The sequence below is a fragment of the Monashia sp. NPDC004114 genome (assembly GCF_053603855.1).
In genome coordinates this window covers 1-20,221 of record NZ_JBSGGK010000004.1, presented here as the reverse complement: position 1 = coordinate 20,221, position 20,221 = coordinate 1, and the positions used below count along the sequence as shown (strand labels likewise).

At 70.8% G+C, this 20,221-nt stretch carries 19 protein-coding genes and 1 other annotated feature; of the genes, 15 read left to right on the top strand and 4 right to left on the bottom strand.

Annotated elements, in window-relative coordinates; translation table 11 throughout:
- The first annotated feature begins 91 nt into the window (after window positions 1–91).
- From ACWEOW_RS06980 to ACWEOW_RS06965, 4 genes are all read left to right on the top strand, one after another.
- Window positions 92–3,997, top strand: coding sequence for a Pls/PosA family non-ribosomal peptide synthetase (locus ACWEOW_RS06980; protein WP_452268452.1), 3,906 nt, complete (start codon window positions 92–94; stop codon window positions 3,995–3,997).
- Window positions 3,997–5,313: a M1 family metallopeptidase gene (locus ACWEOW_RS06975; RefSeq protein ID WP_452268451.1), complete on the top strand. Its 1,317-nt coding sequence runs from the start codon at window positions 3,997–3,999 to the stop codon at window positions 5,311–5,313. Before ACWEOW_RS06980 ends, ACWEOW_RS06975 begins: the two co-directional genes overlap by 1 nt.
- A 394-nt stretch (window positions 5,314–5,707) precedes the next feature.
- On the top strand, window positions 5,708–6,340 hold the full coding sequence (locus ACWEOW_RS06970; RefSeq protein WP_452268450.1) for an endonuclease domain-containing protein: 633 nt from the start codon (window positions 5,708–5,710) through the stop codon (window positions 6,338–6,340).
- A gap of 151 nt (window positions 6,341–6,491) precedes the next feature.
- On the top strand, window positions 6,492–7,337 hold the full coding sequence (locus ACWEOW_RS06965) for a GNAT family N-acetyltransferase (protein WP_452268449.1): 846 nt from the start codon (window positions 6,492–6,494) through the stop codon (window positions 7,335–7,337).
- A 254-nt stretch (window positions 7,338–7,591) separates the two neighbouring features.
- Here the strand turns inward: ACWEOW_RS06965 and ACWEOW_RS06960 are convergent, their stop codons facing one another.
- From ACWEOW_RS06960 to ACWEOW_RS06945, 4 genes are read right to left on the bottom strand one after another with little or no spacing between them, the layout of a single operon-like run.
- Window positions 7,592–8,473 (bottom strand): alpha/beta fold hydrolase, encoded by an 882-nt coding sequence (locus ACWEOW_RS06960; protein ID WP_452268448.1) that lies wholly within the window; start codon window positions 8,471–8,473, stop codon window positions 7,592–7,594.
- 47 nt (window positions 8,474–8,520) lie between these two features.
- Window positions 8,521–10,077, bottom strand: a complete 1,557-nt coding sequence (locus ACWEOW_RS06955; protein WP_452268447.1) for an HD domain-containing phosphohydrolase — start codon at window positions 10,075–10,077, stop codon at window positions 8,521–8,523.
- A gap of 34 nt (window positions 10,078–10,111) precedes the next feature.
- Window positions 10,112–10,267, bottom strand: a complete 156-nt coding sequence (locus tag ACWEOW_RS06950) for a hypothetical protein (RefSeq protein WP_452268446.1) — start codon at window positions 10,265–10,267, stop codon at window positions 10,112–10,114.
- Between the two features lie 24 nt (window positions 10,268–10,291).
- On the bottom strand, window positions 10,292–11,161 hold the full coding sequence (locus ACWEOW_RS06945; RefSeq protein WP_452268445.1) for a GNAT family N-acetyltransferase: 870 nt from the start codon (window positions 11,159–11,161) through the stop codon (window positions 10,292–10,294).
- A gap of 86 nt (window positions 11,162–11,247) precedes the next feature.
- Here ACWEOW_RS06945 and ACWEOW_RS06940 point away from each other — a divergent pair, with 86 nt between their 5' ends.
- The 11 genes from ACWEOW_RS06940 to ACWEOW_RS06890 form a co-directional block, all read left to right on the top strand.
- Complete coding sequence (locus ACWEOW_RS06940) at window positions 11,248–11,751, top strand: pyridoxamine 5'-phosphate oxidase family protein (protein ID WP_452268444.1); 504 nt, start codon at window positions 11,248–11,250, stop codon at window positions 11,749–11,751.
- 105 nt (window positions 11,752–11,856) lie between these two features.
- A complete protein-coding gene (locus ACWEOW_RS06935) occupies window positions 11,857–13,623 on the top strand; it encodes a proline--tRNA ligase (protein ID WP_452268443.1) in 1,767 nt (588 codons plus the stop codon).
- The gene (locus ACWEOW_RS06930; RefSeq protein WP_452268442.1) at window positions 13,620–14,363 is read left to right on the top strand and encodes an HAD family hydrolase; all 744 of its coding nucleotides are present in this window, start codon (window positions 13,620–13,622) and stop codon (window positions 14,361–14,363) included. The genes ACWEOW_RS06935 and ACWEOW_RS06930 overlap by 4 nt, the downstream gene beginning before the upstream one ends.
- Window positions 14,360–15,142: a TSUP family transporter gene (locus ACWEOW_RS06925; protein ID WP_452268441.1), complete on the top strand. Its 783-nt coding sequence runs from the start codon at window positions 14,360–14,362 to the stop codon at window positions 15,140–15,142. The genes ACWEOW_RS06930 and ACWEOW_RS06925 overlap by 4 nt, the downstream gene beginning before the upstream one ends.
- 143 nt (window positions 15,143–15,285) lie before the next feature.
- Window positions 15,286–16,674, top strand: a complete 1,389-nt coding sequence (locus ACWEOW_RS06920; RefSeq protein ID WP_452268440.1) for a ferredoxin reductase family protein — start codon at window positions 15,286–15,288, stop codon at window positions 16,672–16,674.
- A gap of 92 nt (window positions 16,675–16,766) precedes the next feature.
- Window positions 16,767–17,249 (top strand): FMN-binding protein, encoded by a 483-nt coding sequence (locus ACWEOW_RS06915; RefSeq protein ID WP_452268439.1) that lies wholly within the window; start codon window positions 16,767–16,769, stop codon window positions 17,247–17,249.
- 90 nt (window positions 17,250–17,339) lie between these two features.
- Window positions 17,340–18,107, top strand: coding sequence for an FAD:protein FMN transferase (locus tag ACWEOW_RS06910; protein ID WP_452268438.1), 768 nt, complete (start codon window positions 17,340–17,342; stop codon window positions 18,105–18,107).
- 46 nt (window positions 18,108–18,153) lie between these two features.
- Window positions 18,154–18,582 carry an ArsR/SmtB family transcription factor gene (locus ACWEOW_RS06905; protein ID WP_452268437.1) on the top strand — a complete coding sequence of 143 codons (429 nt, stop codon included), beginning with the start codon at window positions 18,154–18,156 and terminating at the stop codon, window positions 18,580–18,582.
- Complete coding sequence (locus ACWEOW_RS06900) at window positions 18,579–19,202, top strand: SRPBCC domain-containing protein (protein ID WP_452268436.1); 624 nt, start codon at window positions 18,579–18,581, stop codon at window positions 19,200–19,202. The genes ACWEOW_RS06905 and ACWEOW_RS06900 overlap by 4 nt, the downstream gene beginning before the upstream one ends.
- A gap of 311 nt (window positions 19,203–19,513) precedes the next feature.
- Window positions 19,514–19,852 (top strand): transposase, encoded by a 339-nt coding sequence (locus ACWEOW_RS06895; protein WP_452268435.1) that lies wholly within the window; start codon window positions 19,514–19,516, stop codon window positions 19,850–19,852.
- Window positions 19,810–19,938, top strand: a sequence feature (AL1L pseudoknot). Its footprint overlaps the gene before it by 43 nt.
- A partial coding sequence (locus tag ACWEOW_RS06890; RefSeq protein WP_452268434.1) for an IS3 family transposase occupies window positions 19,909–20,221 on the top strand: 313 nt, incomplete at its 3' end. (Overlaps the previous feature by 30 nt.)

Below are 20,221 nucleotides of genomic sequence, written 5' to 3'. Positions count from 1 at the left end.
TCGGCTCGCGCGGCTCGCCGAAGGTCCACCCGGCGTTCACCTCGGCTCACTACGATTTGTGGGAAAGCCAGCCTGAGCCGGAGGAGCGCGATTGTCCGATCCGCTGCTGGCCGGCGGACGTGCGCCGGCACCGCGCACCCTGCTGGACGTCCTCGACGAGACCATCGCCACCCATCCGGACGCCGCGGCCCTCGACGACACGCTCTCGGTGCTGACCTACGCCGAGCTGGGTGACCACATCGCCGCGCTGGCTGCCGAGCTGTATGCCGCCGGGGTCCGTCGCGGTGACAAGGTCGGGGTCCGCGCCCCATCGGGAACCCATGACCTGTACGTGGCGATCCTGGGCATCCTGCGGGCGGGTGCGGCATACGTCCCCGTCGACGTGGACGACCCGGACGAGCGAGCCGACCTCGTGTTCGGCGAGGCGGGCGTCGTCGCTGTTGTCGGCGCGGGCAGGCGGATCACCCCTGGAGCGGGCGCGAGCGGAGCGGCCGGCGCCGCAGCTCTGGTCCCGGAGACGGACGAGGACCCGCCGCAGACGCCCGGTCTCGAGGACGACGCCTGGGTCATCTTCACCTCGGGCTCGACGGGCGTGCCCAAGGGGGTGGCGGTGTCGCACCGCTCTGCGGCGGCGTTCGTCGACGCGGAGTCGAGGATGTTCCTCCAGGGCGAACCCATCGGGCCGGGTGACCGCGTGCTCGCGGGTCTCTCGGTTGCGTTCGACGCCTCGTGCGAGGAGATGTGGCTGGCGTGGGGGCATGGTGCGTGCCTCGTCGCAGCCCCGCGGGCCCTGGTGCGCACCGGCATGGACCTCGGCCCGTGGCTGATCACGCAGGAGATCACGATCGTCTCGACCGTGCCGACGCTGGCTGCCCTCTGGCCGCCTGAGGCGCTGGAGCCCGTCCGCCTGCTCATCTTCGGCGGCGAGGCGTGCCCGCCCGAGCTGGCCGAGCGCCTGGCCACGGCGGACCGCGAGGTCTGGAACACCTACGGCCCGACCGAGGCCACGGTCGTGGCGTGCGGCGCGCTCATGGACGGCCACAGCGCCGTGCGGATCGGGCTGCCGCTGGACGGCTGGGACCTCGTCGTCGTCGGACCCGACGAGCGACCGGTGGCCGCAGGGGAGACCGGCCAGCTGATCATCGGAGGCGTGGGTCTCGCGCGATACCTCGACCCCGTCAAGGACGCCGAGAAGTTCGCACCGATGCCGACCCTCGGCTGGGAGCGCGCGTACCGCTCGGGCGACCTCGTCGTCAACGACCCCGACGGGCTCCTGTTCGTCGGACGCGCCGACGAGCAGGTGAAGCTCGGCGGCCGGCGGATCGAGCTCGGTGAGGTCGACGCCGCGCTCCAGGGACTCGACGGTGTGTCCGGGGCCGCCGCGGCGGTCAAGTCCACCCTGGCGGGCTCGCAGGTGCTCGTCGGCTACGTCGTGCCCGACGACGCCGACGGGTTCGACCACGACCAGGCGATGTCGCGACTGCGCGAGGAGCTGCCGGCCGCGCTCGTCCCGCTCCTCGCGGTGGTCGACGACCTGCCCACCCGCACCTCGGGCAAGGTGGACCGCAACGCCCTGCCGTGGCCGTTGCCCGGTGCCGAAGCGGAGGGTGACGACGGGGCCGACGAGCTGAGCGGCATACCGTCGTGGCTGGCCGGGCAGTGGACGAAGGTCCTCGGAGTCCCGGTGCGATCGCTCGACGCTGACTTCTTCCGCCTCGGCGGCGGCTCGCTGTCGGCCGCCCAGCTCGTGTCCGTGCTGCGTGCCACCCACCCGACGGTCACCGTCGCGGACGTCTACTCCCACTCGCGGCTCGGAGCCCAGGCCGAGCTGCTCGAGTCCCAGGCGCCCGCCGTCACCGCCGGTCCGACACGAGAGGTGCGCCGGATCCCACGCACCTCGCAGCTCGTTCAGACGCTCCTGTCCGTCGTGCTCCTGACGATCCGCGGACTCCAGTGGCTGGTCGCCGCACTCGCCGCCACCGAGCTGCTCCGCGCCCTCGACCTCGCTCCGTGGGCGAAACCGGTGTCGTGGTGGGTGGTCGGTATCGGCGCCTTGGCGTTCCTCACGCCCATGGGGCGAATGACCTTGGCGGCGTTGGGAGCCCGTCTCATTCTCTCCGGCGTCCAGCCGGGCACGTACCCGCGCGGGGGCTCCGTGCAGATCAGGCTCTGGGCCGCTGAGCGGTTCACCGAGGAGATGGGTGCCATCACGCTCGCGGGAGCGGCCTGGATCAACACGTACGCTCGCGCCCTCGGGGCGCACATCGGTCACGGTGTCGACCTGCACACCGTCCCACCGGTCACGGGGATGCTGACGATCGGCGACGGCGCCAGCGTCGAGCCGGAGGTCGACCTGTCCGGCTACTGGATGGACGGCGACGTCGTCCACGTCGGCACCATCGAGATCGGACCGCGGTCGGTGGTCGGCGCTCGCAGCACGATCGGCCCCAACGTCCGGATCGGGCGCGACGCCCTGGTCGAGGCGGGCTCGACCGTCCTGACGGACGTCCCACGAGGGGTGTCGGTCGCCGGGTCGCCGGCATCGCGGGCCAAGGCGCGCCTCGGCGGAGGCGGCTGGCCGTCGGAACCGGCTCCGCGCCGGGTCTACTGGCTGCCGATCTACGCCGTCTCGTCCATGCTCGTGTCCCTGCTGCCGCTCGTCGCGCTGCTGCCCGGCCTGATCCTGCTCGGCCACGCGTTGCGCGACGCGACGTCGCTGCGTGCCGCGGTGCTGCGGTCGTATGCCGCCGTCCCCGTCCTCACGCTGTTCGCGATGGTCGCGCTCGGCGTCCTCATCGTGGTCATCGTGCGGCTCTTCGGCATCGGCCTGACGGAGGGGTTCCACCCGGTCCGCGGCCGGGTCGGCTGGCAGGTGTGGATGACCGAGCGGCTGCTCGACCAGGCGCGCACCCTGCTGTTCCCGATCTACGCGAGCCTCTTCACCCCGACCTGGCTGCGGTTGCTCGGTGCCGACATCGGCCGGGATGTCGAGGCCTCGACGGTGCTCCTCGTGCCTCGCATGACCTCGGTGGCAGACGGCGCGTTCCTCGCGGACGACACCATGGTCGCCAGCTACGAGCTCGGTCGCGGCTGGCTGCACATCGCGCCGGCCCGCGTCGGCAAGCGGGCCTTCCTCGGCAACTCCGGCATGACCGCGCCGGGACGGCGGGTACCGAAGAACGGACTCGTCGCCGTGCTCTCGGCGGCGCCGACGAAGTCGAAGCCGGGGTCGAGCTGGCTCGGCAGCCCGCCCGTGCGCCTGCGGCGCGCCCCCCAAGCCACGGACGACGAGCGCACGTTCCGGCCGTCGCGACGGCTCAAGCTGATCCGCGGGCTGGTGGAGCTGTCGCGCATCGTCCCCGTGATGGTCACCGTCGCGCTCGGCGTCACCGTGCTCGTGGTGCTCACCTATGTCGTGACCCGGTGGGGCATCTGGCCGGCGGCCCTGACGAGCGGGGTGCTGCTCGCGCTGGTCGGTGCTGTGGCCGCAGCGATCACGACCATCTCCAAGTGGGTCGTCGTCGGGTCGTTGCCGGCCGCGGAGCATCCCCTGTGGAGCCCGTTCGTGTGGCGCAACGAGGTCGTGGACACCTTCGTCGAGATGGTGGCGGGGCCGTGGTTCGCGTGGACGGCGACGGGCACTCCGGCGATCAACATCTGGCTGCGTTCGCTCGGGGCCAAGATCGGGCACGGGGTCTGGTGTGAGACCTACTGGCTGCCCGAAGCAGACCTCGTGCGTCTGGGCGACGGCGTGACCGTCAACCGGGGGTGCGTCCTTCAGACCCACCTATTCCATGATCGAATCATGAGCATGGACGCGGTGACCCTGGGCGACGGCGCGACTCTCGGCCCGAACGGCGTGATCCTGCCCGCCGCCGTGATAGCCGATGGCGCGACCGTGGGGCCGGGGTCCCTCGTCCTGCGCGGGGAGTCCGTGCCGGCGGGGAGCAGGTGGACCGGCAACCCGATCGCCCCGTGGACGCGAGCCGAGGGCTGATGTCGAGTCCCACCCGGCCGTTGCCGGCACTCGATCCGTACGTCCCGGAGCGCGGCGACGCGGGCTATGCCGTGACGCACTACGACCTCGACCTCGACTACCGCGTGTCGAGCAACCGCCTCGCGGGCAAGGCGGTGCTCGACATCGTGGCTGTCGAGCCCGTCTCGGCGCTCCACGTGGACCTCGTCGGGCTGCGGGCCACCAAGGTGCTGCTCGACGGACGCGCGGTGAAGTACGCCAACCGCGGCGATCGCATCCGCGTCACGCTTCCGCGCCGTCTCGCGGAGGGCGAGACAGCCCGGCTCCAGGTGACCTATGGCGGCAACCCCGCACCGGCACGCAGCCGCTGGGGCCCGGTGGGGTGGGAGGAGCTCGACGACGGGGTCCTCGTCGCGGCACAGCCGTCGGGAGCGGCCACCTGGTTCCCGTGCAACGACCACCCCAGCGACAAGGCGACCTACCGGATCACGGTCGACTGCGACTCTCCCTATGACGTCGTCGCGACCGGCACGCTGGTCTCGGTGCGGTCGCGGGGGAGCCGCACGCGACGGGTGTTCGAGCAGCCGCGGCCGATGGCGACCTACCTCGCCGCGGTCCACATCGGGCGCTACACGAGGTTCGTGCTCGCCGAGTCGCCGGTGCGCCAGGAGGTGGTCCTGCCGGAGCGGTTGACCCGTCAGGTGCGCATCGACCTCGCGCGCCAGCCGCGCATGATGGAGGTCTTCGAGCGCGCGTTCGGGCCCTACCCCTATGACGAGTACACCGTGGTCGTGACCTCCGACGAGCTCGAGATCCCGCTCGAGGCGCAAGGGATGGCAACCTTCGGCCCGAACTGGCTCGCGGGCCGGCGGCGCGAGGAGCGACTCGTGGCTCACGAGCTCGCCCACCAGTGGTTCGGGAACAGCCTGACCATCGCGACCTGGCAGGATATCTGGCTCAACGAGGGCTTCTCCTGCTACGCCGAGTGGCTGTGGTTCGAAGCGGCTGACGGCATCCCGGCGGGCACCTCGGCGCGGTCGCACTGGGCCAGGCTCGCTTCGCTGCCGACCGACATCGTCATCGGCGACCCTGGTCCGGACCTCATGTTCGACGACCGCGTCTACAAGCGCGGGGCGCTGACGCTGCACGCGCTGCGGCTGAGCATGGGTGACCCCGCCTTCTTCGCGATGCTGCGTGAGTGGACCGCGACCAACGCGCACGGTTCGGTGACGACGGAGGCCTTCACCGAGCACGCCGGTCGCTACCTCGACCCCGACCAGGTCGCCCGGCTGCTCGACGAGTGGCTCTGGGACACAGACCTGCCCGATCTGGACTGATCCCCGCGACGCTGTCGGAGCCAGACCCGTCCCCAAGGACATACCAACCCGGCTGGCGCCGGGAGCTCGTGCGGGGACGCCACGCGCAAGGTCGGGTTCGTATGTTCTCCGGGCCTGTGGATATCGAGAAGGCCGGCCCGACCACGCAGGCAACGCTGGTGCGATGGATCCCGTGGTGCATCAGCTGCGCCGACTCGGTGGAGTCGCGACGCCTACTGACCTGGCTCGAACGGTCACCAAGCGCCAGCTGCGCGCAGCGACTCGAGCCGGGCTCGTCCTCCGTCCGCGGCGTGGACGCTACGTGTTGCCGGACGCCGACGCAGCGCGCGGGGTCGCGCACGAGCTCAGCGCAGTGGTGTCGCACCGCTCCGCGGCACTCGCGCATGGATGGAGGGTGAAGACCGTTCCACCGCTGCCCGAGGTAACCGTCCCCGCCGGTCGCAAGATCACCGTCGACGCTCGCGCACGGGCGCGGATCCACTCTTCGCGGATCGCCGTGCACGATGCCGAGGCCGGGGTGACCTCTCCGCTGCGCACGGTCATCGACTGTGCCCGCTCCTTCCCGCTGGACGAGGCGCTGGCCATCGCCGACTCTGCCCTGCGTCATCGAGCCGTGCGACCTTCGGACCTTGCCCGGGCGATGGCCGAAGTCAAGGGTCCCGGTCGGCCGAAGGTGCTTCGCGTCCTCGCGCACGCCTCGGCCCGTGCGGCGAACCCGTTCGAGTCGGTGCTGCGCGCCATCAGCCTTGACGTTGCCGGCCTGCGCCTCCGACCGCAGGTGGGCATCGTGGTCGCGGGCCAGCGGGTGGTGCCGGATCTCGTCGATGTCGACCTGGGGCTGGTCGTCGAGGCTGACAGCCACGAGTTCCACACGAACCGCAGGCAGATCGCTGCGGACTGCTGGCGCTACGACGAGCTCGTGCTCGGCCGTTGGCGCGTGTTCCGCTTCGCCTACGAGCAGGTGATGTTCGACCAGGAGTGGGTGCGATCGGTTCTCTGTCGAGCGTCGCAGGCCGCACGGACATAGCAAGTGGGTCGGCCGGCATACGGCTGAGCGTGAAGGCGCGCAACGGAAGCACGTTGATGTGTCCGTCGGTACCGGCACGACGGCCCCATCGTGACGCATCCGTGAGGCGTGCCGGGGTGACACCCGGCCCGGCGGCGGGCAGTCTTGGGGAGTGCTCCGCCAACGCCTCCCCGTGCGGCCGCTGTCGGTGGCCGACCGCGCCGCGGCGCTCGCCTGCTGTGGGCGAGACCGGGTGGCCAACGTGTTCGTGGCGGCACGGATCGTCGAAGGGTCGATCGCGTCGTCACCCGGCTCGCTGCTCGGCCACTGGAGCGACGGACAGCTGGCGGGCCTGGCGTGGGTGAGCGCCAACGTCGTGCCGGTGGAGCTGGACGACGACGGTATCGCCGCGATGGCCACGCGGATCATGCGGATGCGCCGGCAGTGTGCGTCGCTCTTCGGGCCGTCAGAGCAGGTCAACGCGCTCTGGGAACGCCTCGGTCCCACGTGGGGCCCGGTGCGCGCGATCCGGACGCATCAGCCGCTGCTCACGACGAGCACCCGGCCCTCGACCCTCGGGCTGCCGCTCGACCCCGACGTCCGCCCGGCCCGGCTCAACGAGGTCGACATCGTCCTGCCGGCGGCTGCCCACATGTTCACCGAGGAGATCGGCTACCCGCCGTACCACGGCTCCGACCGCGGTTACCGCGCCAGCATCGGGGCGCTGATCCGTGCGGGCCACACCTACGTCAAGGTCGAGGACGGGGAGGTCGTCTTCAAGGCCGACGTCGGGTCGCTGGCGCTGGGCTGCGCCCAGGTGCAGGGGGTGTGGCTGCACCCGCGGCTGCGCGGCCAGGGCTTGTCGGTGCCGGCCATGGCCTCCGTCGTCGAGCAGGTGCTCGACGGGCTCGCCGACGAGGTCTCCCTCTACGTCAACGACTTCAACGTTGCGGCGCGGTCGACCTACGCCCGATGTGGGTTCCGGCAGGTCGGGGCGTTCACGACCGTCCTGCTCTGAGGGTGTTTCACGCGAACCGGATCGAGACGTTGTCGCGGCCGCGGCTGTAGCCCGTCGCCTGGTAGCTCGCGTTAGACGTCGGGTTGGCTACGGGACTGTTGAAATGGTTCGCCATCGGAGGGCTTCACCTGTCTCGGGACGTCTCGGGATCGTCGCCCGTCGTTTCCCGGGACCTCTCGATGACTCTCGAGCCCAACGTCCAGCCCGCCCGGCAGGACCGACGACGACCAATTCCGGCCGCCGCACCGGACGGGTCACTGGCCGTCGGCAGAGGTGCGCGCGCCGCCTGCGTGGTGGCGCCCGAGGAAGTCGGCCATGATCCCGACCTTCTCCGCGTTGATCTCATGCCCGGTGCCCGGCACGATCGCCAGCTCACCGTGCGGCAGCGCGCGGTACGTCCGTACGGCGTCCTCGGGCCGCGACAAGTAGTCCTGGTCGCCGCCGAGCACCAGTGCCGGCACGTCGATCCCCTCGAGGTCGGCGAACCCGTAGCCGGGCCACTGCGATGCCGTCTCGAAGAAGTGCTGGACGTAGGTTCGCCACGCGCCTGGGCCACCGGCCGCGTCCTGGTCGGCCTTCATCAGCTCGAATACGACGCTCATGTGCGGGTCGGCGCCGAAGAAGGCCTCCATCGCCTCCGGTGAGCCGGACGTGGCGTCCTCGGACCCGCCGAAGATCTTGCGCCCCATCGGGAAGCTCGGCGAGTCGGGGTCGAAGCAGTCGCAGCCGGCGTCGTTGACAATTGCGCCGACGGCCCCAGGGTGGCGAATCGCCAGGATCGTGGCGACCATGCCGCCCAGGCTGAAGCCCGCGACCGCGGGTCGCTCGAGCCCGAGTGCGGCGATCAGCGCGGCAACGTCGTCGGCGAGCAGGCTCACCGACACCTTCCCGCCGACGTGACGGGTCCGGCCGGAGGCTCGAGCGTCCGGCGCGATCACGTGGAAGTGCTGGGCCAGCAGCTCGAGGTGGGCGTTGTACGCCACGGGCGCCTGCTCCCACATCGGGCTGGTGGTGACCAGCCCTCCGTGCAGGAGGACCAGGTCGGGGAGGTTGGTCGACCCGACTTCGACGTAGTGGATCTCGATCCCGTTAGCGGGGATGCTCGCGCTGGTGCGTTCGACGGTGGAAGTACTCATGCCTGGAGGCTAGGAAGCCGACACCGGGACGGAATCGGGTGAACGCCCTATCTTTCGAAGTCGGACATGAGCCCGTGCTGCATCGCGAACAGTCCCGCGGTGGCGCGGTTCGTGGCCCCGGTCTTGGTGTAGATGTGTTCGATGTGCGCGCCGACGGTCTTCGGCGCGAGGTGCAGCCGATCGGCGATCGCTCGGTTGGTCAGGCCGAGCGTCAGCAGCCGCAGCAGCTCGATCTCTCGGTTGGTGAGTCCCGCGGGCCAGGCAGCGCGTCGTGGCACCCGGTGCCCCGCGCTGGTGAGCACCGCCTCCACGGCGGGGCCATCGAGCCGACCGGCCCGCACGTCGTCGCGCAGCAGCGCGGCCGCAGCCTCGGGGGCGTGCGGCGGCCGGTGCGGACGGCCCGCGATCAAGGTCGAGTAGCGGTCGGCGACCGCCAGCACTCGACCGGAGGTCGGGATCGAGGACCCGGAGAGCCCGCGGGGATAGCCCGATCCGTCCAGCCGTTCGTGGTGGAGTCCGGCGACCGCGGCGATCTCGGACAGCGCCGGGCTGGACGTGAGCATCCGCTCGGTGAGGTACGGGTGCATCCGCACCCGCTCCATCTCGGTCAGCGACAACGGTCCGGTCTTGTCCCAGATCGCGTTCGAGACGCCGAGCCGGCCGATGTCGTGGACCAGGCCGGCCCACCGGATCGTACGGACGTTCTCAGCGGCGAGCCCCATCGCGGCGGCGGCGCGGCCGGCCAGGTCGGCAACCTCGGCCGCGTGCCCGATGAAGTAGGGCGACTTGAGGTCCGCGAAGTCGCCCATCGCGGCGAGCACTCGGTCGAGCCCGTCCTCGTCGATCATCCGCTCGAGGCCAGGCTCGGCGGCGATGATCTCCGACCAGTGGGACTCCGCGTCGATGCCGGTGAGCAGCTCGGGCGCGTGCGCGCAGAACAACTCGACGAGCGCCGGATCGAACTGCGACCCGCTGCGTTCCTGCGCGCAGGCCAGCGCAGCGTCACGCCCTCCGAACCGCTCGAACGCGGCCACCACATCGGCGAGGTAGACGATGCGGGAGGTGAGCCGGATCTCCTCGCCCGCGAGGCCGGCCAGGCCACGCCCGTCCCACCACTCGTAGGACTCGGCCAGGCTCCCACGGACGTCCTCACCGAGCCCGAGCCGGTCCGCGAACAGGTCGGCCGTCTTCCAATGGTTCTCGAGCATCGAGGAGAACCAGCGCCGCCCCTCGCCCGGGAACGCCAGTCCGGTGCGCACCCGCTCCATCGGCGGGGCGCCGGCGCGGACGTGCCCGGCCAGGAACCGCGCGGCACCGACCGGCGACCAGTCGGCGAACATCGCGTCCCGCTTCAACGCCAGGTCGTCGCCGAACCACTTCGACTGCTCGTAGGCGTCGGTGTGGCAGCCAACCCAGGCCAGCAGGCCGGAGTAGTAGACGACTTCGCGGTCGGCACCCGGCAGGTCGAGCAGGTCGGCCAGCCGCAGCGCGATGAGGGTCTGCCGGATGACGTGCTCCATCGGCTGCCCAAGGCCGAGATCCGTGCCCAGCGAGATGGTTGCCACGAGTTCGGCGAGCCGGACCCGGCCGGGAGCCGCCACCACGCTCTGGAGTCTATCGGCGCTCGGAGCGTACGTGTCAGCCAACCATCGGGCCAGGCCACGTCACGAGCTTGCCGCTTACCGAGGTGTCGATCGCGAACTCCGCACGGGTCGCGAGGAACTCCGGCAGCCCTGCGCGCCACCGGACTGCAGCCTCGATCGCCGACCACCAGCCGTACGTCGCCTCCAGCACGACCTCCGGGGCCTGGCAGGAGCGTCAGGTCTGAGGGCCGAACCGGATCGAGACGTTGTCGCCGTCGCGGCGGTAGCCCATCGCCTGGTAGATCGCGTTCGACGTGGGGTTGGCCAGGTCGGTGTAGAGGATGCACCGCGCTCCCGCGTCCATGCGGGCCGCGCTCAGGGCGTGCACGACACCCGACGCGTAGCCGTTGCCGCGCAGCTCGACCGGCGTCCAGACGCCGGAGATGCGCGTGACCCCGCCGCTCGTCGGCGACGCGTACGCCATCGACGCGGGTATGCCGTCGACCTCCCAGATCCCGACGAGCCCGGCGGCGACGTGCTGGTCGAGGCTGTTCACCACCCGGCCGCCGGTCGCGACCGTGGTCCCTTCGATCGTGTCGACGAAGTCCTGGCTCCATGCGTCCACCACGGTCGCGTCGTCCGGCGTGGCGAGCCGGAAGCGCCCGGCGACCTCGAACGGCAGGTGGGGGCGCTCGGGCAGGTTGAACCGGCCGACCTCCATCTCGACGGCGGCCGTGGTGCCTGTCAGGCGCACCCACTCCGAGGCGAAGGCCTCGACGGGCTCGCGGAGCCCGGAGGCGCCGTGCAGGGTCTCGCTCTCGCTCGCGAGCAGCTCGGCCAGGCCGCGCGCCTGGTCCGGAGTCGACACGGCGATGTGCAGCGGGTGCGGCGGCGTGTGCATGAACGCGGCGACGACCTCGCCGGCAGCGTCCCGGGCAACCCACCACCGCGGCCCCACATAGCGCGTCGGGTCGGACACGAGCCCCTCGGTCACGCTCGACAGCACACTCATCGACTCCGGGTCCCGCTCGACGAGCGGAGCGACCGTCCTCTTGGCCTCGTGGGGGTCGGTGAGCAGGGTGAACGTGACGGAGGTGGGCGGCATACGGCACACGATGGCATCGCCGGGTGACGGCCGCACGCGGATTTCGTGCGGCAACGAGGCTGCATCCTCGCCCGTAGGGTGGAGCGATGACGAGGTCAGCAGGAGTCACCGCCACGGGCGACCGGCGGATCGCCGCCGAGGTCGTTCTCGCCAACCACTATGTCGTCCTCGCGACGGCCGACGCCGACGGTATGCCGTGGGCCTCGCCGGTCTACTTCGCGGCCGACCAGCTGCGGACCTTCTACTGGGTCTCCCGTCCCGCTTCAGAGCACTCGCGCAACATCGAGCAGCGCCCTGAGGTGTCGCTCGTCGTCTTCGACTCGACCCAGCCGCTCGGGACCGGGATCGGCGTCTACGCGCGCGGACACGCGGTGCGTGTGCCCGACCCGGAGGTGCCGGCCGCCATCGCCACGTACTCCCGTTGGAGCGAGGAGGACGGGGCCGGGCCCTGGGACCAGGCCCGTCTCGGCGCCGCGGGCCTGGCCCTCTACCGCGCGGAGGTCACCGACCTCAGCGTGCTGCCGGGCCGAGGCCTCGACGAGCGGGTCGCTCTCGAGGTCGACCTGACCGCCGACGAGCCCACCGCCTGAGGGCACCCGGCCGGCCGGACGACAATCCGGGAGCCAGCGGGACGGCATCGCCGGATATCCTTCCGGGGTTCGACCCCACAGCACCACGCCCAACAAGGAGTCCCGGTGGCCCTGCACATGTCGTCCCTGTTCCTGCGCACCCTTCGCGAGGACCCGGCGGACGCAGAGGTCCCGAGCCACAAGCTGCTCGTCCGCGCCGGCTACATCCGCCGTGTCAGCCCCGGTGTCTACACCTGGCTTCCGCTCGGGCTGCGGGTGCTGCGCAACGTCGAGCGCATCGTCCGCGAGGAGATGAACGCCATCGGCGCGCAGGAGCTGCTCTTCCCGGCGCTGCTGCCCAAGGAGCCGTTCGAGGCGACCGGCCGGTGGACCGAGTACGGCGACAACATCTTCCGCCTGCAGGACCGCAAGGGCGCCGACCACCTCCTCGGGCCGACCCATGAGGAGATGTTCACCCTCGCGGTGAAGGACCTGTTCAGCTCGTACAAGGACCTGCCGCTGTCGATCTACCAGATCCAGACGAAGTACCGCGACGAGGCGCGACCGCGCGCCGGAGTCCTTCGCGGTCGTGAGTTCGTCATGAAGGACAGCTACTCCTTCGACGTCGACGAGGCGGGCCTCGACAAGTCGTACCAGGCGCACCGTGATGCCTACGTGCGCATCTTCGACCGCCTCGGCTTCCACTACGTCATCGTCGAGGCGATGGCCGGCGCGATGGGCGGCAGCAAGAGCGAGGAGTTCCTCGCGACGGCAGAGGTGGGCGAGGACACCTACGTCCACTGCACGAGCTGCGGGTATGCCGCCAACGTCGAGGCCGTCAAGGTGCCGGCTCCCGCGCCGGTCGGGTGGGACGGCGTGCCCGCAGCGCACGCCGAGGACACTCCCGACACCCCGACCATCGAGACGCTGGTCGACCACCTCAACGAGCGGTTCCCGCGCGACGACCGCTCGTGGACGGCGGGCGACACGCTGAAGAACGTCGTCGTCACCCTCGTGCACCCCGACGGCACCCGCGAGCCACTGGCGATCGGCGTGCCCGGCGACCGTGAGGTCGACGAGAAGCGCCTCGGCGCCCAGGTCGAGCCCGCTGAGGTGGACGCGTTCACCGAAGCGGACTTCGCCGCTCACCCGGGGCTGGCGAAGGGCTACATCGGGCCCGGGGCGCTCGGGCTCGACGGGACGACCGGTATCCGCTACCTGCTCGACCCGCGCATCTCCGAGGGGACCCGCTGGGTGACCGGGGCGAACGAGGCCGGCCGGCACGTCATCGACCTCGTCGCCGGGCGTGACTTCACCGCCGACGGCACCATCGAGGCGGCCGAGGTCCGGTTCGGCGACCCCTGCCCGAACTGCGACCACGTCCTCGAGGGTGCGCGGGGAATCGAGATGGGCCACGTGTTCCAGCTCGGCAAGAAGTACGCCGAGGCGCTCGATCTCAAGGTGCTCGACCAGAACGGCAAGCTCGTCACGGTCGTCATGGGCTCCTACGGCGTCGGCGTCTCGCGGGCCGTCGCCTGTGTCGTCGAGGGCAACAACGACGAGGCGGGCATCGTCTGGCCGCGCGAGCTGAGCCCGGTCGACGTGCACATCGTCGCGACGGGCAAGGACGAGCCGGTTTTCGTCAAGGCGGAGGAGATCGCGCGCGAGCTCGAGGCGCAGGGGCTGTCGGTCCTCGTCGACGACCGCAAGGGCGTCAGCCCGGGCGTCAAGTTCAAGGACTCCGAGCTCATCGGCGTGCCGACGATCGTCGTCGTGGGCCGCGGTCTCGCGGACGGGACGGTGGAGATCAAGGACCGCCGTTCCGGCGAGCGGCGCGAGGTCGGGCTCGAGACCGTCGTCGGCGAGCTCGTGTCGGAGGTGCGCGGATCGTGACCGGCGAGGCGACGCTGCCCGGCGTGGCCGCCGTCATCTTCGACTGGGGCGGGACGATCACGCCGTGGCACACGGTCGACATGCTCGCGCAGTGGACGGCGTTCGCCGAGGGCGTCGGCGCGCTCGCGTGCGCCCGGAGCGACCTTGCCGCGCAGCTGTATGCCGCTGAGGACCTCGCGTGGAAGCGCGGGCGCTCGGACGGGGCGAGTGCCCGGCTGCACGAGATCCTCGCGGAGTGCGGGCTGCCCCACGGCCACCCGATGACGGAGGCAGGCACAGCGGCATACCGCGAGTTCTGGGAACCGCACACGCTGACACACCCTGCGATCGGCCCGCTGTGGGAAGCGTTGCGTGACAATGGGATTCGCGTCGGCGTGCTGTCCAACACGATCTGGGACCGCACGTATCACCGTTCGATCTTCGAGCGCGACGGCGTGCTCGAGCTCATCGACGGTGACGTCTACTCCAGCGAGACGCCGTGGGTGAAGCCGCGTGCGGAGATCTTCGCGCACGCGGCCGACGTGCTCGGCGTGGCGCCAGGGGAGTGCGCCTACGTCGGCGACCGGTCCTACGAGGACGTCCACGGTCCCCAGCAGGTCGGCATGCGCGCGATCTGGATCCCGCACTCGACCATCCCCGTGGACCAGCAGGTGTCACACGACGCTACGCCTGACGCCGTGGCGCAGGAGCTTGCGGACATCCTGACGATCGTCACGGGCTGGAACGAAAGGACGGCGTGAGCGACCCCTCTCTCACGACGTTCGTCTTCCTCGGGCTCGCTGCGCTCGTCGCCGGCTGGATCGACGCGGTGGTCGGCGGCGGTGGCCTCGTGCAGCTGCCCGCGCTGCTGGTCGGGCTCCCCGGAGCGAGCCCGGCTCAGCTGCTCGCCACGAACAAGTTCAGCTCGATCTTCGGCACGGCCACCAGCTCGATCACGTACTACCGCCGGGTGCGGCCCGACCTGCGCACGGCTCTGCCGATGGCCGCAGTCGCATATGTCGGCGCGGTCATCGGCGCGCTCATCGGCCTGCACATCCCGAAGTCTGCGTTCAACCCGATCATCCTCGTGCTGCTCGTCGTCGTCGGTGCGTACACCCTGTTCAAGCCCGACCTCGGCCGGGAGTCGATCCTGCGGTTCCACGGCCCGCGGCACGTGGTCCTCGCCATGATCACGGGCTTCGTCATCGGGGTGTACGACGGCGCGCTCGGCCCGGGCACCGGCAGCTTCCTCGTCTTCGCCCTCGTCGGCCTGCTCGGCTACAACTTCCTCGAGGCCAGCGCCAAGGCCAAGATCACGAACTTCGCGACGAACCTCGGCGCGCTGACGGTCTTCGCACCGATGGGCCTGGTCATGGTGAAGGTCGGCCTGGTCATGGCGGGGGCCAACCTCCTCGGCGGGTACATCGGGGCCCGCACCGCCGTGGCCCGGGGGAGCGGCTTCGTCCGGGCGGTGTTCGTCCTCATCGTCACCGCCTTCATCGTCAAGATCGGCGGGAGCCTCGTCGGCTGGTGGTCCTGACGGTGCCCTGAGGGTGTAACACGGTGGTCGCCCAGGGTCGCCAGCCGTCGTCACCAGGTCGCCGGATGCGCAGAGTGATCGCTCACACGGACGTCATCCCGCCCCCACAGGTGACCCACAGGGTGCCGCACAAGGCTCGTCCCATGTCCGCAGCCACCCTGTCCGAGGCGCGCACGCTGACGCGGCTCCCGCTCTGGTGGCGTGACCTGACCGCCTCGCTCGCCTGGGCCGTGCTTCTCTTCGTCATAGCGCTGTGGGTCGCTGGTGGCGGGCTGACGGCGTCGGACACCGTCGGCGATGCAGTGACGAGTGTCGGGCGCCTGTGCGGGCTCGTCGGCTCGGCGCTCATCCTCATCCAGCTGTTCCTCATGGCACGCGTCCCGGTGATCGAGCAGGCCTGGGGCCAGGACGAGCTCGCCCGCCTGCACCGCATCGTCGGCTTCACGTCGATCAGCCTCGTGCTCACGCACATCGTGGTGACGATCGTCGGCTACAGCCTCGGCACCGGCATCGGGGTCATCGGCACGTTCCTCGACGAGGTCCTCCACTCGCCGGGCATGCTGCTCGCGCTCGCCGGCGCGGTCGCGCTCGTCATGGTCGCCGTCACGTCGGTCAAGGTGGCCCGGCGGCGGCTGCGCTACGAGTCGTGGCACCTGCTGCACCTCTACGCGTACCTCGGTGCCGGACTGGCGCTGCCGCACCAGCTCTGGACGGGCCAGGACTTCCGGGCGAGCACCGTGTCTACCGTCTTCTGGTGGGGGCTGTATGCCGCCGCGCTCGCCTCGGTGCTCGTGTTCCGGGTCGCGCTGCCGCTCGTCCGGTCGTACCGGCACCGGCTCGTCGTGACCGACGTCGTGGCCGAGTCGCCGACCGTCACCTCCGTGGTGGTCTCCGGCCGGCGGCTCGACCGGATGCCGGTGCGCGCCGGGCAGTTCTTCCAGTGGCGGTTCGTCGATGGCCCCGGCTGGACGCGGGCCAACCCGTACAGCCTGTCGGCGGCCCCCGACGGCCGCAGCCTGCGGATCACGGCCTCCGCGGTCGGTGAAGGCAGTGCGCGGCTGGCGGGCCTGCGGCCAGGCGCCAAGGTGCTGGTCGAAGGGCCCTACGGCCGGATGCACTCGGGCGTCCGGACACGAGATCGTGCGGTGCTCATCGGCGCCGGCATCGGCATCACACCATTGCGTGCCCTGCTCGAGGAGCTCCCGGCCGGCCCGGACTCGACGGTGGTCATCTACCGCGTCTCGCGGGAGGCCGACATCGTCCTCGCCGGTGAGCTGCTGGACCTCGCCCGCGCCAAGGGCGCCCGCGTCGTCGCGGTCGTCGGTCACCGTCCCCGCGACCGCCAGAGCTGGCTGCCCGCTGACTCCGCCGGGCTCGGCGACGCCGGTGCACTGCTGCGCATCGTGCCCGACATCGCCTACCGCGACGTCTACGTGTGCGGCCACCCCGACTGGATGGACCTCGTCATCGAGGCCGCACACTCGGCCGGCGTGCCGGCCGAGTCGATCCACCACGAACGCTTCAGCTACTAGCGCGCTCCGACCGCACCTCGACTCCCGACTCCGACCTCACCAGACCGACCCGAACCAGAAAGCCCCCCATGCGAAGGATCGTCATCTGGGCAATGAGCACCCTGACGGTGCTCGTCCTGCTCTTCAGCTACAGCACGTCCCGTTCGTCGACCCTGCCACCCACCGCAGCGACCTCCGAGACCCGGAAGGTGGCGCCGAACGCCGTCTCCGGCTCGTCAGGTTCTTCGGGCTCGTCAGGTTCTTCGGGCTCATCGGGTTCGACGGGCTCGTCGGGCGGCACGTCTGCGGCATCGAGCGCGGAGAAGACCTACGCCGGGGACGCCGTGATGACGCGTTACGGCGCCGTCCAGGTCCAGATCACCGTGGCCGACGGCAAGATCACCGCGGTCGACGTGCTGCAGGTCCCGTGGCAGGACCGGCACGACCAGATGATCAACTCCCAAGCCGTCCCGATCTACAACGGCGAGGCCGTCCAGGCGCAGTCGGCGCAGATCGACGTCGTCTCCGGCGCGACGGTGACGTGGGAGGGCTACACGCAGTCCCTGCAGTCGGCGATCGACGCGGCCCACATCTAGGCCACCATCACGCGCGACGCAGCCCAGCGGCATACCGCACCCAGCAGCATACGAAACCACCCGACAGGACCGAGGAGAGCGAGGCACAGGATGAGCACGTGGGTCAGACACGTACCGGCACGCCGGGCATGGGTGGAGCAGATCATGGGGATGCCGGTCAGCATCCACTTGAGGGGTGATGCCGTCGACGGGCCCGAGGCCGAGGTCGCCGTGGCGCATGCCTTCCGGACGATGCGCGAGATGAATGGCATCTTCTCGACCTACCGCGACGACTCCGACCTGATGCGGCTGCGTCGAGAGGAGGTGGGCCTCGGCGCGTGCAGCCCGCTCGTCAGAGAGGCTCTGGCCATCGGTGAGCGGGCCGAGCGTCTGACCCACGGTGCCTTCACGACGTTGCTGCCGACCGGCGACGGCGACCTTGCGTTCGATCCGACCGGCTTCGTGAAGGGCTGGGCCGTCGACCTGGCAGCCAGGTCCCTGGCTAACCTGCCTCGGATCTCCTTCTGCCTCAATGCAGGCGGTGACATGCTCATCGGCGCGCACCCCGAGATGCCGCTCGCCGGTGAGGATGCCATTGCCTGGCGCGTCGGGATCGAGGATCCTCACGACCGGAGCCAGATCGCGAGCACGGTGTCGCTGACACACGGTGCCGTCGCCACCTCGGGAACGGCCGCGCGGGGCGCTCACCTCTACGACCCGGCGGCCGGCAAGCTGGTCGGGCGCGCCGGGTCGGTGACCGTCATCGGGCCGACCTTGCTGTGGGCCGACGTGTGGGCGACGGCGCTCTTCGTCGGCGGTGAGGTGACGCGGGAGGCGTTCGCGTTGTCCGCTCCCGACTACCTTTCGACGGCGCTCTAACTCCTTGCGTCTTGACTTAATTAAGCCGTCGTGCAAATACTGAGGCATGCATGCGCTGGACATCCTCGGCGACCCGGTCCGCCGGCGCATCCTCGAGCTGCTCGCCGGCGATGACGGCCGCGAGCGCTCCTCGGGTGAGCTCGCGGCCGTCATCGCCGGGGAGTTCGGCATCTCGCATCCCGCCGTCTCCCAGCACCTCAAGGTGCTGCGCGACAACGGGTTCGCGTCCGTTCGCGCGGAGGGCACCCGCCGCATGTATGCCGTCGAGCCGGGTCCCTTGGAGGAGCTCGACGCGTGGGTGGCGCAGTTCCGCGCCTTCTGGGGCCAGCGTCTTGACGCCCTCGGCACGGAGCTGCGGCGCGGTCGCCGAGCCGACCCCGCCCCGAGACACGCGCCGATGCGTCATCCGGCGCGTCCACCGAGGCCACCACAGACCCGACCATCTGACCTGTCGCCGACAAAGGAGAAGCCATGACTGCCATCGACCACGTGAGGTCCATCGACCGCACCGTCTCCGCAGGAGAGCGGGCGGGTGCGCCGACCAAGAGCGTCACCGTTACCCAGAGCTACCCGGTCGGCGTCGCCGAGCTGTGGGACGCCGTCACCACCGGTGAGCGGATCTCACGCTGGCTCATGCCGATCACGGGTGACCTCCGGATCGGTGGCCGGTACCAGCTCCAGGGCAATGCCGGAGGCGTCGTCGAGGAGTGCGTGCCGACCGAGCGCATCGCCGTCACGTGGGAGTACGGCGGCGACGTCTCCTGGGTCGTCGCCACGCTCTCGGGCACCGACGACGAGAGCAGCCTGCACGTTGTTCACACTGCGCAGGTCGACGACGAGCGATGGGCCGAGTTCGGCCCGGGAGCCGTCGGGATCGGCTGGGACATGATGCTGCTCGGCCTGTCGCTCTACCTCGAGTCGTCGATCTCGATGGACCCTGCGGAGGCCGCGGCGTGGACGATGAGCCCCGAGGGCAAGCAGGTCATGACCGAGAGCGGTACGGCGTGGCGCGACGCGCAGATCGCGAGCGGCGACGACGAGGCGGCGGCCCGGGCCGCGTCGGAGCGGTGCATCGCGGCCTACACCGGCGGCTGAAGCTCTGTATCGCCGCCTGCGCCGGCAACTGAGCGCCGAGCCGGGCCAGACCGAGTCGACTCGCCACGCCGGCTCGATGGCGTGGCCCGGCGGCGTCGGAGCGCCGTACTGCCGCCTGCGCCGGCGCCGGAGCGCCGTACCGCCGCCCGCACTGGCAACCGAGCGCCGAGCCGGGCCTGAACCGAGTCGACTCGCCACACCGGCTCCATGACGTGGCTGACAAGGGGCCACCGTGGTGTGGCTTCTTTATGAGGGCAGACTGAATCGCCCCGGGTCTGGTGGAGGGTCTGATCCCACGAAAGGGTGGAGTCATGCCTGTTCCGAGGAAGTACACGGACGAGCTGCGTGAGCGCTCGGTTCGGATGGTGAAGGAGACGCTCGGGGACAACCCGGGGATGGGTCTGCGGACGGCGTGTAGCCAGGTGGGTGACCAGTTGGGGATCCCGGCGGCGACGTTGCGGAACTGGCTGCGCTCGGGCCGGTCGAGCGCCCCGGGCCAGGTCGCGGGAGGGTCGCCGGGACCGGTCGACGCGGCCGGGCGGATTGCTCAGCTGGAGAAGGAGAACCGGGAGCTGCGCCGGGCGAACGCGATCCTCAAGAGCGCGTCGGCTTTCTTCGCGGCGGAGCTCGACCGCCCATCGCCACGCTGATCGCGTACATCGAGGAGTACAAGGACCAGTTCGGGGTCGAGCCGATCTGCTCAGTCTTGACCGAGGCTGAGGCAAAGATCGCCCCGAGCACGTACTACGCCGCCAGGTCCCGGCCCCCGTCGCGGCGGGCGCTCAGTGACGCGGCGCTGGATGAGCGGATCGCGCGGCTGTGGGAGGCCAACTACGGCGTGTACGGGGCTCGCAAGATGTGGAAGGCGCTGAACCGGCAGCATCGCGCGGATGCGTTCGGTCAGGCCACGACCCAGCCGTACGAGCCGGTCGCGCGGTGCACGGTGGAGCGGCGGATGCGTGCGCTGGGGTACGTGGGTGCGGTCGCCGGTGACCACAAGCGGGCCCGCACCACGATCC

Bases quoted from the DNA above. Each gene is read 5' to 3' on its own strand.
- ACWEOW_RS06975 (WP_452268451.1), top strand. From the start codon at position 3,997: ATGTCGAGTCCCACCCGGCCGTTGCCGGCACTCGATCCGTACGTCCCG.
- ACWEOW_RS06905 (WP_452268437.1), top strand. From the start codon at position 18,154: ATGCATGCGCTGGACATCCTCGGCGACCCGGTCCGCCGGCGCATCCTC.
- ACWEOW_RS06910 (WP_452268438.1), top strand. From the start codon at position 17,340: ATGAGCACGTGGGTCAGACACGTACCGGCACGCCGGGCATGGGTGGAG.
- ACWEOW_RS06895 (WP_452268435.1), top strand. From the start codon at position 19,514: ATGCCTGTTCCGAGGAAGTACACGGACGAGCTGCGTGAGCGCTCGGTT.
- ACWEOW_RS06900 (WP_452268436.1), top strand. From the start codon at position 18,579: ATGACTGCCATCGACCACGTGAGGTCCATCGACCGCACCGTCTCCGCA.
- ACWEOW_RS06945 (WP_452268445.1), bottom strand. From the start codon at position 11,161: ATGCCGCCCACCTCCGTCACGTTCACCCTGCTCACCGACCCCCACGAG.
- ACWEOW_RS06960 (WP_452268448.1), bottom strand. From the start codon at position 8,473: ATGAGTACTTCCACCGTCGAACGCACCAGCGCGAGCATCCCCGCTAAC.
- ACWEOW_RS06940 (WP_452268444.1), top strand. From the start codon at position 11,248: ATGACGAGGTCAGCAGGAGTCACCGCCACGGGCGACCGGCGGATCGCC.
- ACWEOW_RS06920 (WP_452268440.1), top strand. From the start codon at position 15,286: ATGTCCGCAGCCACCCTGTCCGAGGCGCGCACGCTGACGCGGCTCCCG.
- ACWEOW_RS06915 (WP_452268439.1), top strand. From the start codon at position 16,767: ATGAGCACCCTGACGGTGCTCGTCCTGCTCTTCAGCTACAGCACGTCC.